Origin of the sequence: Exiguobacterium alkaliphilum 12/1 (assembly GCF_000714435.1) — a bacterium.
GTDB lineage: Bacteria > Bacillota > Bacilli > Exiguobacteriales > Exiguobacteriaceae > Exiguobacterium > Exiguobacterium alkaliphilum.
Genome location: NZ_JJMW01000011.1, coordinates 1 through 10405, shown reverse-complemented (window position 1 = coordinate 10405; position 10405 = coordinate 1). Strand labels below are relative to the sequence as shown.

At 52.9% G+C, this 10405-nt stretch carries 9 protein-coding genes; 8 read left to right on the top strand and 1 reads right to left on the bottom strand.

Going from position 1 to position 10405, the window contains the following annotated elements; genetic code table 11:
• The 7 genes from RT52_RS17845 to RT52_RS17815 form a co-directional block, all read left to right on the top strand.
• A partial coding sequence (locus RT52_RS17845; protein ID WP_034814444.1) for an SIS domain-containing protein occupies positions 1 to 635 on the top strand: 635 nt, incomplete at its 5' end.
• 144 nt (positions 636 to 779) lie between these two features.
• Positions 780 to 1049 carry a PTS sugar transporter subunit IIB gene (locus RT52_RS17840; protein ID WP_034814443.1) on the top strand — a complete coding sequence of 90 codons (270 nt, stop codon included), beginning with the start codon at positions 780 to 782 and terminating at the stop codon, positions 1047 to 1049.
• On the top strand, positions 1039 to 3069 hold the full coding sequence (locus RT52_RS17835; protein ID WP_034814442.1) for a BglG family transcription antiterminator: 2031 nt from the start codon (positions 1039 to 1041) through the stop codon (positions 3067 to 3069). The genes RT52_RS17840 and RT52_RS17835 overlap by 11 nt, the downstream gene beginning before the upstream one ends.
• Before the next feature lie 164 nt (positions 3070 to 3233).
• Positions 3234 to 4655 carry a PTS mannitol transporter subunit IIBC gene (locus RT52_RS17830; protein ID WP_034814441.1) on the top strand — a complete coding sequence of 474 codons (1422 nt, stop codon included), beginning with the start codon at positions 3234 to 3236 and terminating at the stop codon, positions 4653 to 4655.
• A gap of 42 nt (positions 4656 to 4697) precedes the next feature.
• Positions 4698 to 5129, top strand: a complete 432-nt coding sequence (locus RT52_RS17825) for a PTS mannitol transporter subunit IIA (protein WP_034807107.1) — start codon at positions 4698 to 4700, stop codon at positions 5127 to 5129.
• Positions 5129 to 6274, top strand: a complete 1146-nt coding sequence (locus RT52_RS17820) for a mannitol-1-phosphate 5-dehydrogenase (protein WP_034814440.1) — start codon at positions 5129 to 5131, stop codon at positions 6272 to 6274. Before RT52_RS17825 ends, RT52_RS17820 begins: the two co-directional genes overlap by 1 nt.
• 105 nt (positions 6275 to 6379) lie before the next feature.
• Positions 6380 to 7276 (top strand): helix-turn-helix transcriptional regulator, encoded by an 897-nt coding sequence (locus RT52_RS17815; RefSeq protein ID WP_034814439.1) that lies wholly within the window; start codon positions 6380 to 6382, stop codon positions 7274 to 7276.
• A gap of 49 nt (positions 7277 to 7325) precedes the next feature.
• On the opposite strand, the gene RT52_RS17810 is transcribed toward RT52_RS17815, so the two are convergent.
• Positions 7326 to 9677 carry an EAL domain-containing protein gene (locus tag RT52_RS17810; protein WP_051690225.1) on the bottom strand — a complete coding sequence of 784 codons (2352 nt, stop codon included), beginning with the start codon at positions 9675 to 9677 and terminating at the stop codon, positions 7326 to 7328.
• A 202-nt stretch (positions 9678 to 9879) separates the two neighbouring features.
• On the opposite strand from RT52_RS17810, the gene RT52_RS17805 reads away from it, so the two are divergent.
• The gene (locus tag RT52_RS17805; RefSeq protein WP_034814438.1) at positions 9880 to 10404 is read left to right on the top strand and encodes a GNAT family N-acetyltransferase; all 525 of its coding nucleotides are present in this window, start codon (positions 9880 to 9882) and stop codon (positions 10402 to 10404) included.
• Position 10405: the final 1 nt, after the last annotated feature.

The following is a 10405-nucleotide window of genomic DNA, read 5'->3' as shown; positions in this document are numbered from 1 at the left end:
CCGGCCCGGAGATCGCGGTCGCGTCGACGAAGGCGTACACGGCCCAAATCGCCGTCCTCGCCATCCTCGCCTACGACATCGCTCGTGCGAACGGAAAAGAGCTACCGTTCGAATTGATGCCAGAACTCGCGCGTGTCGCGACGATCATGGACTCAATCATGTCACAAAAAGAGCTGTTTGAAGAGTTGGCAGAACGTTACTTGAAGACGACACCGAACACGTTCTTCATCGGACGCGGCCTTGACGCGTCGGTCTGTCTCGAAGGCGCGCTCAAAGTGAAGGAGATCTCATATATCCAAGCGGAAGGTTACCCAGGTGGTGAGCTCAAGCACGGATCGATCGCCTTGATCGAGGACGGGACGCCGGTCATCGCGCTCATCTCGCAACCGAAGACGAACTTGAACATCCGCAGCAACGTCAAGGAAGTCGTCGCCCGTGGCGCGAACGCCTGCATCATCTCGATGCAAGGCGTCGAACACGAGGACGATGAGTTCATCTTGCCGCACGTCGAACCACTCCTTGCACCGCTCGTTACGGTATTACCGGTTCAACTCATGGCGTATTACGCCGCACTTGGCCGGGGTTGCGACGTCGACAAGCCGCGCAACTTGGCGAAATCGGTGACGGTGGAATAACACTATACACACCTAAGCACTTCTCGAAACAGAGAGGTGCTTTTTACTGCTTGCCGATATCTTTGCCAACAGGCAAAATAGTAGGATAAGTAAGCGGTTCCATCGTATGGTTATATAAAGATAAGCGATGAAAGAAGGTCTGACATGAACGTATACATTGTCTGTCCATGCGGGTTCGTCACGAGCGCCATGGCAGCGAAGCTGTTTGCTGAAGCGTGTTCGGGGAAATTGTCGTGTGTGATTCACCACGGCACTAATCGTGATATCCCGAAAGACGTCGACTTGATCGTCTATCAAATCGGGACAGCGGCGATTGACCATCCGACCGCGCACGTCCGCTCGGTCAGACAAATCTTGTCGCTCGAGGAATATCGACAAATCGTCGAGGAATGGGTGAAGCGATATGAAGCATGAATGGAGTGCGCGGGAGCGCTCGATTTTACTACACTTATTAGGCACGGAGACATCGACACCGCTCGCGGAGATCGCGCAGGCGGTCAATTTGTCTGAGCGGACGATTCAACGGGAACGTCAACTGCTCGAAGGGATTTTGAGAGAGTTCGAACTAGAGCTGTCTTGGCAGCGCGGGCGCGGACTCAGCCTCGTCGGAGCGACGGCTGCGAAACAACAGCTCCGTGAGGATTTGATTTTGTCGGCCGAGGCCATCCCGACAGCCGAGGATCGCATCTTTGAACTGGCTTGGCGGCTCTTGTTCGAGAAAGACATGTTGAAGCTGCAGGCTGTCGCCAAGCAGATGCACGTCTCGCCAAGCACACTGACACAGGACCTGGAGAAACTTGACCGCTGGTTCGACGAATATCACCTTGAAGTCGAGCGGAAGAAAGGGGTCGGTGCGCAAGTACTTGGCTTGGAAGCGGAAAAACGCAAGCTCATGATTAATGCGCTCATGGCGCATTGGGACACGCTCGCGTTTTATCGCTTCGTCCGCGGCGAAGATGAGTACATTCCCGCCTTTTTGAAGACGGTCTCATGTGACGCCATGCTTGAGGCGCTCCGGGACGGATACGACTATTTAAAGAGTCATGCGTTCGAGCGGATGGATGACCGAACGATTATGCGTGTCACGTTCGCCTATGGCGTGCAACAAGCGCGACTCGACGCCGGTTTCTTTTTGGAGATGTACACGAAAGGACGTTCGGACGACTATTTGAAAGTCGCTCGGGACATGGAAGTGGCACTCGGTACGACGTTCTCGATGGCCGAACGGGTTTGGCTCGCGGAAGAGGCGAACCGGCTCCGTTCCTTGAAAGAACAGATGCAAGAAGATGAGGAAGAACGCTGGGTCATGCAAATCCGTGTCCATAAACTGATTCATCACGTCTCACTCATCCACGGCTTCGCCTTCACAGATGACGCGGCGCTCGAGAAAGGGTTGCTCGCCCATATCTTATCGAGTCTGAACACGCAGGCGCTTCCGGATACGGATACGGTCCGTCCGCACATCGACCGGGACTATCCGAACTTGCGGGCCGCCATTCAGCAAGCGGCGGATATCGTCTTCGGGACGAACACGTTCACAGAGGAAGAGACGGTGTTCTGGGCGATGCACTTCGCGGCCGCGCTCGTCAAACCGGTCCGCCGTCGTGAATATCGGGCGCTCGTCGTCTGCTCGGCGGGCCTCGGCTCGTCGAAGATGCTCGTCAATCGCGTGAAACAAGAGTTCCCGGAGATGCAAAACGTCGTCAACTCCTCATTGTTCGGTCTCGAACAGCATCGGCTCGATGACTATGACGTCATCTTGTCGACCGTCCCGCTCCCTCCGTTGTCGGTGCCGACGCTCATGGTCAATCCGTTGCTGACGACCGAGGAAGTGCAACGGGTCCGCCACCTCCTGTTGTCCTTGCCGCAATCGTTCCAAACGAAAGACGTCAAACCGCATTCGACGATGCTCGACTTCCAAGAGCTCGCGGAACTCGTGGACACGTTTGAGCGGATGGACCGTCAGTTCGACCTCGTCACACTCGACAACAGTGATCGGCTCGAGGACATCTTGTTCGATATCGGCACGCAGTTAGAAGAACGGGGACTCGTCGAAAGCGGGATTCAATTATCGGCACAACTGCTCCGGCGCCACGAAGTGGCTGGACTCGGCATCCCGGGCACAAAACTCGCCTTGTTCCATGGACGTCACGCGTCGATTGAACGGGCGAGCGTGTTCGCGTTCGATTTGACGACGTCCATCCCGCTCCTCATGATGGATCAATCGACGGAACCCGTTTCCCGTCTGCTCGTCTTACTCGCACCGGAAGAGGCGCGCGATGTCGAGCTCCAGTTTTTGAGTGCGGTCAGCGGCTCGCTCATCGAGAGTGAAGAACAGATGACGTTATACAGCACGGGTTCAAAAAAAGAACTGCGCCTGTTGCTTCATGACTGCATGAAACATATGATGCAAGATGCGTTGCATGAGAAATGACCCGCCGTGGTCATTTTTTTATTTGGCACGGAATGTTGCCAAAGTGTGAACTGGATTGAATTGAGTAAGCGCTTACTCTGGGTCTACAATACAGGTGTAGAGCACAAACCGGTTAGCTACACTACACGATAACCTTTCACAACTAAAGACTGGAGGTTTTATACATGGCGAATACGCAAGCTGGCTCGGGCGGGGTTCGAGTCAAAGTACAACGGTTCGGGAGTTTCCTGAGCGGGATGGTCATGCCGAACATCGGCGCCTTCATCGCCTGGGGGATCATCACAGCACTCTTCATCCCGACAGGCTGGTGGCCGAACGAAAACTTGGCCGAGCTCGTCGGTCCAACGATCACTTATCTACTACCACTCTTGATCGGGTTCACAGGTGGTAAATTACTTCACGACGTTCGAGGCGGTGTCGTCGGGGCGCTCGCCACGATGGGTGTCATCGTCGGGACGGACATCCCGATGTTCCTCGGGGCGATGATTATGGGTCCACTCGGTGGTTACATCATCCGTCAAGTCGACCGTGCCCTTGAAGGAAAAGTAAAAGCTGGTTTCGAGATGCTCGTCAACAACTTCTCGGTCGGGATCGTCGGTGGTCTCCTCATGCTCGGGGGCTTCGAGATCTTCGGACCGATCATGAGCGGGCTCGACAAAGTCATGGCAGCAGGCGTCGACTGGATCGTCGGGGCGAAGTTGCTTCCAATCGCAAGTTTGTTCATTGAACCGGCGAAAGTCCTCTTCTTGAACAACGCCATCAACCACGGGATTTTGAGCCCACTCGGTGTCGATCAAGTCGCAGACGCTGGGAAATCGGTTCTCTTCTTACTTGAAGCAAACCCAGGACCAGGTCTTGGTTTACTTCTCGCTTATATGTTCTTCGCAAAAGGCGCAGCAAAACGGACAGCACCTGGTGCGGCAATCATTCACTTCCTCGGTGGGATTCACGAGATTTACTTCCCATACGTGTTGATGAAGCCGATCTTAATCCTTGCGATGATCGCAGGGGGTGCCACAGGGATCTTCACATTCGTACTCTTCGACGTCGGCCTCGTCGCACCAGCTTCGCCAGGTAGTATCTTCGCGATTCTTGCGATGGCGTCACGCGGTTCACACCTCGGTCTCGTTGCAGGTATTCTCTTGTCGGCAGCTGTCACGTTCGCCGTGGCGAGTGTCATCTTGAAATCAAGTGCAGCCGAAGAAGTGTCACTCGAAGAAGCGACACAAAACGTCAGCGCGATGAAAGGCAAACAGTCGTATGCGTCGGCGCTCGTTCAAGATCGCCTCGACAAAGTCGACCACATCATCTTCGCTTGTGATGCCGGTATGGGTTCAAGCGCGATGGGGGCCTCGGTCCTGCGCAATAAAGTGAATAAGGCGAACTTGCCAATCAAAGTGACGAACACGTCCATCAGTCAATTGCCGAAAGACGCCCAATTCGTCATCACCCATCAAGATTTGACGGACCGTGCCGAAGAACAGGCACCGAACGCGATTCACCGCTCGGTAACGAACTTCTTGAACGCGGACTACTATGACCAGTTGATTGAAGAGATTCAAGCAGAGCGCAGTAAAATTTCATAACGAAGCAGACAGAGACAAGGTTTAGATATAGGAGGAACTAAAATGCCATTCATTCAGACAGAGATGATTCGACTCAACCAAACGTTCAGCACGAGTGCCGAAGCGATTGATGCAGCCGGAGCGGTGTTACACGCCGCCGGTTGCGTATCGCCGGCCTATATCGAGGCGATGCATGAGCGTCAAGCGCTCTCGAACGTTTATATCGGGAACCATGTCGCGATTCCGCACGGGACGGAAGAAGCGAAGTCGGCCGTTCAAAAGACGGGCATCTCAATTATCCAAGTACCGGACGGCGTCGATTTTGGAGGACAGACGGCGAAGCTCGTCATCGGGATCGCTGGGGTGAACGATGAGCATCTCGATCTCCTATCGCAAATCGCTGTCATCTGTTCGGACGAGGATAACGTCGAGCGGTTAGTCCGTGCCGAGACGAAAGAAGAGATTTTGTCGCTATTCATGGAAGAGGTGGCGTAATGAAGGCTGTACATTTCGGGGCAGGGAACATCGGACGCGGGTTTATCGGCTTGCTCTTGAATCAGAGTGGCTACGAGGTCACGTTCGTCGACATTAACGATACGGTGATTGAAGCGCTCGAGGCAAAACGCTATTACGAGGTCGGGTTCGCTGAAGAAGGCGTCGACAACGTCGTCGTCGACCGGGTGCGCGGCGTCAACAGTTTGAAAGACCCGGAGCGTGTCATCGCGCTCATCGCCGAGGCCGATCTTGTCACGACAGCGGTCGGACCGACGTTGCTTCCAAAAGTCGCACCGCTCATCAGTGAAGGACTCCGTGACCGCGAGACGGAGGCGCCTGTATACGTCATCGCCTGTGAGAATATGATTGGCGGCAGCGCCTCTCTCAAACAAGCAATCGAGGCGTCGGGTGGAATCGGGACGGCCCGCGCGTCGTTCCCGAACGCGGCTGTCGATCGCATCGTCCCATTGCAACAACACGAGGACCCGCTCTTCGTCGAAGTTGAGACGTTCTATGAATGGGTGATCGAGACGCAAGGATTGGACGCGCGGCCCCCGCTTCACGGTGTGACGTGGGTCGACGAGATTGGTCCATATATCGAGCGGAAGTTGTTCACGGTCAACACAGGACATGCGATCGCGTCATATATCGGCTCATTGTTTGAAAAAGGAACGATTGACGAAGCGCTCAAGGATCGTCGCGTCCGCCAAGTCGTTCAAGGTGCGTTGTATGAGACAGGTTGGCTATTACTTGAAAAGTACGGCTTCGAAGCGAAAGAACATAGCCGGTACATTCAGAAAATCATCAAACGTTTCGAAAATCCGAAATTAAAAGATGAAATTTCACGCGTCGCCCGTTCTCCGATTCGTAAGCTCGGACCGAGTGACCGGCTCGTCAAACCGGCACGAGAGCTCGTCGACAACGGGATCGAACCGAATGAACTCGCCTACGGGATCGCCGCAGCCTTGAACTATTACAACCCTGAGGATTCAGAATCTTCTGAACTTTACTTGTCGATTGAAGAGTCAGGCATCTTGTCGACGATTGAGAAGTACCTCGGGTTGAGTGAAACGGACACGCTGACGAAGCTTATCCTCGAACAATATCACTTGATTCGCGAGCAAGAAAAAGCGCGCGTGTCGTAATGTGACGCCTCTCCTCGTTAGAAGGAGAGGTTTTTTTCATGGCAAAAAAGATCAAACCAATCAAAAGACGGTTTGATAAGATTGCCATAAGAGGAGGAGAAACCTGTGTATGATGAACCCATTCGACGTACGATCGCCTATATTGAAGACCATTTGTACGACACGATTACAGAAGAAGAACTGTTACTACAGAGTGGATTTTCAAAATTTCATTTCCATCGTATTTTTTTGGCGGACGTTGATATGACAATTACCGAGTATATCAAAATGCGCCGTCTCGCAAGTGCGGCCAGCTTGCTTATCTATACGAAAGAACGGATTTTAGACATTGCGTTGCAACATCATTTTGAATCGCAAGAATCGTTCACCCGGTCATTCAAAAAAAGGTATGGACTGCCTCCAGGTCGTTATCGTACCAGTATGAGAACGTTACGAGAAAAAGGAGAAGAGGAAACAATGGAATCGATAAACGGATGGTTTTTAAGTGGTGGAGACTTACAGCATTACGAGATAGGAATTGACCAACAGGTTGTTCATGGCGGGAAAGCGTCGGGCTATTTGAAATCGACTTCATTGATGAAAAAGGATAGCTTTGGCACGATGATGCAACAGTTCAAGGCTGATCACTACGTGACGCAACGAATTCGGTTGTCAGGGTTTTTAAAAACCGAACAAGTTAGGGGAGGTGCCGGGTTTTGGATGCGGGTCGATCATAAGAATGGGGATGTGCTTCAATTTGACAACATGAGCAACCGACTGATTCAAGGAACGACCGATTGGAATCGTTATTCAATTGTTCTAGATGTACCTGAAGGCAGTGAGGTCATTTCGTTTGGCGTCTTGTTATCGGGAGAAGGACAGGTATGGATTGATCAGTTAAGCTTTATGGCGGTAGATGAGCGGTTGCCTGTCACAAATCTTCAGAGGGCAACAATTCTTCAGGATGCGCCGATTAACCTATCGTTTGAGGATGGATTTAATCATACGAACGGTTCACGTTAACAAAAAAGATGACTCTAATCCAATTCGGACGAGTCACCTTTTTATGTGGTTAAGCGCGGGTCTTGCCGAACTCGATGTACGTCGTGACAGATTTGACGTGCTTGACGACCTCTTTTTCCCGGAGCGGGCGGCTGAAGTAATAGCCTTGGACGTAGTCGCACTGCTCGTTCAATAACCATTCGAGCTGGTCCGACGTCTCGACGCCTTCCATGAGTACTTTCATGCCGAGGTTGTGGCCGAGTTGAATCATCGAGCGGACGATCGCTTCTTGGTTACGGTCGGTGAACAGATTGACGATGAACGAGCGGTCAATCTTGAGCACTTGGACCGGCAACTCACGGAGCTGACGGAACGACGAATATCCGGTCCCAAAATCGTCGAGTGAGATCATGATGCCGAACTGATGCAACTGGGCAAGTTTCTCGCGCGTCGATTGTTCATACGACAGCATCGATGATTCGGTCACTTCGAGCTCGAGGAACATCGGGTCCATCCCTGTCGCGTCGAGTGTGGCTTGGAGCGTGTCGACGAAGTCTTCCCGGGCGAACTGGAGCGGGGAGACGTTAACAGATAGCGTGAACGGTTTCACCCCGGTCTTTTGCCACCGGACCCAGGCGAGACATGATTCGCGCAACACCCACGTGCCGATTTGGTGAATCAAGCCGGTATTTTCCGCGATCGGGATGAACTCATCCGGTCCGACGTGGCCGAGGACAGGGTGATGCCACCGCAAGAGCGCCTCGACCCCTTCAAGCCGGTTTTGGGTGAGTGAAACTTTTGGTTGATAGACGAGCGAGAACTCAGAGCGGTCGAGCGCTTGAGCCAGCGCCTTTTCAATCTCGACGGTGCGTAAAATCTGTTGTCTCGACTCTTCTTCGAACTCCTTGATTTGGTTCTTGCCGGTCCGTTTCGATTCATGGACGGCGAGACGGGCGTATTGCACGAGCTCATCCGCTGAGGTCGTGTCTTTCGGAAAGTGGCTAATCCCGGCGCTCATCGTCAGCTCGACGGTCGTCCCGTCGATATCAAACGGCTGAGAGATAGCTTTGATGCACTTCTCCGCCTTCTGTTTCGCGAGCGTGCTCCGCTTGTCAAACAGTAGGATGATGAACTCGGATGAGCCGACACGCGTCAAAATGTCGTCCGGGTGGATCGTATGTTGCAGCCGGTCCGCGATTTGGAGCGCCAACTGATCTGAACCGTGATGCCCGAGCATATCGCTCATGAAACGCCACCGGTCGATGTCGATGTATAGACAGGCGACGGGGTCTTCAATCCGGATATGTTCGGCGAGAATCCGTTCAAGCTTGTGGCGGTTCGGCAAATCAGTCAACGCGTCGTGATACGCCATGTGTTCGACGAGCCGCTGTGAGGCAATCGTCTCCGAGACGTCACGCAAGAACCAAAGGATTTGATCCATCCGCTCACCTTGGAGCGGATAGGCCGTCACTTCAATCGTCGACTCGCCCATTTCAAGCCGACGTGCTTCGTAGAACGGTTGTTGAATCGACAGCGCCGCGTGATAGTCTTGGAAAAACTGATCCTCGGTCCGGTCGAACAACCGATAGAACGCGGTGTTCGCATATTGAATCACGCCATCTTTCGTCGTCGTCACGACCGCGTCCGTCGTCGAATCGAGAATCGTCGCTTGAATCAATTCACGTCTTCGTAAATGCCGGTCGAGTGTGAGCGACAAGAAGAAGATGGCGAACAGTAAGGTCGTAATGCCGGTGACGAGCCATGCCAACAGCGACGGTTCGATGCCGATTGCAGCTGGGGTGTCCGTCAAGAACGTGAACGAGGCTGACAGCATCCCGACGTAATGCATCCCGAAGATGGCGACGCCCATCAATAGGGAGAAGAATATTTTTAGCTCCATGTGAATCTTCTCCTTCGCATATTTTGAGAAGAAGCCGATCCACAGGGCGCCAAGTGAGGCTGTGATTGCGATGGCAAGCGACAACAAAGCGAGCCCGGTGTGATACGCAATCGTCACACCTTGAATGGCGGCCATCCCGACGTAATGCATGCTCGCGATACTGATCCCCATCAACAGTCCTGCACCGATAAGGGTGGGACGAGTTGTATGGCGCGAGACAATCAGGAAGCCAAGGATACAGCCGGCCATAGCGATGACGACCGACAGAAACACGAGCGGCATCGAATACGTGACAGGGCGCAAGCCTTCGTGCGCCAACATGGCGATGAAATGCATCGCCCATATGCCTAGTCCAAGCGTTGCCCCACCCGCTAAAATCCACATGTTTTGTGCGGTGCGGTTCGTCGAGTTGACTCGACGTGCCAATTCGATGGCGGCGTAGGCAGAGACGGCGGCAATCATATAAGATAAAACAACAAGAAACAGATTGTGACTCATTGAGTGTTCGACGACTGGATCCATAAGTACCTCGCTAGGATATAATTGTATTTGATAATTTATTATACTCGGGAAATAGGAGTCTACCTATCATTATGCTTCAATTTAGAGAACTATTTTCAAGGCTGAACGTTTTTGCGTTGTCTAGATTTGATCGGTCGCGCGTTACCTGCTACGAAACGGCGGGTAAAGACTAAAAAATGCGAAATGGAAAGAAGGGGTGGCCGTGGACTTTCGCCCGATTACACCGAACGATGTGAAACCGCTCCAGCGACTGTTCATGGAAAGTTTGAGCGACTTGATTCGTCGCGAACAGTTCGAGGACGCTGACTTGTTAGAGGAAGAAGTCGCCCGTCTGAATACGACGATTCAAGATAGTTTCGATGATGACGCCGTCGACGTGTTCGTGGTCGAACGAGAAGGGAAAATCGTCGGGACGGCGGCGGTATTGCCTCCAAACGAGATTATCACGGCCCATCTGGACGTGGAGCCAGGAGCGGTCGAAATCGGCTGCGTTTATGTCGCCCCGGATCAGCAACGGCAAGGTGTCGGTTCGTTCTTACTTTCAGAAGTGATGGCAACGCTTGGGGAGGATGCGACGTTTTACTTAGACGCTGGTTTCCCGTCCTCACAAGACTATTGGGAAAAACGGATCGGACCGCCGGTGATGTCACTCGATCATTACTGGGGACCGGGCGCCCCGCATAAAATATGGAAGATTATGAAAAGAGGCTGGGACATAACTCAGTAGA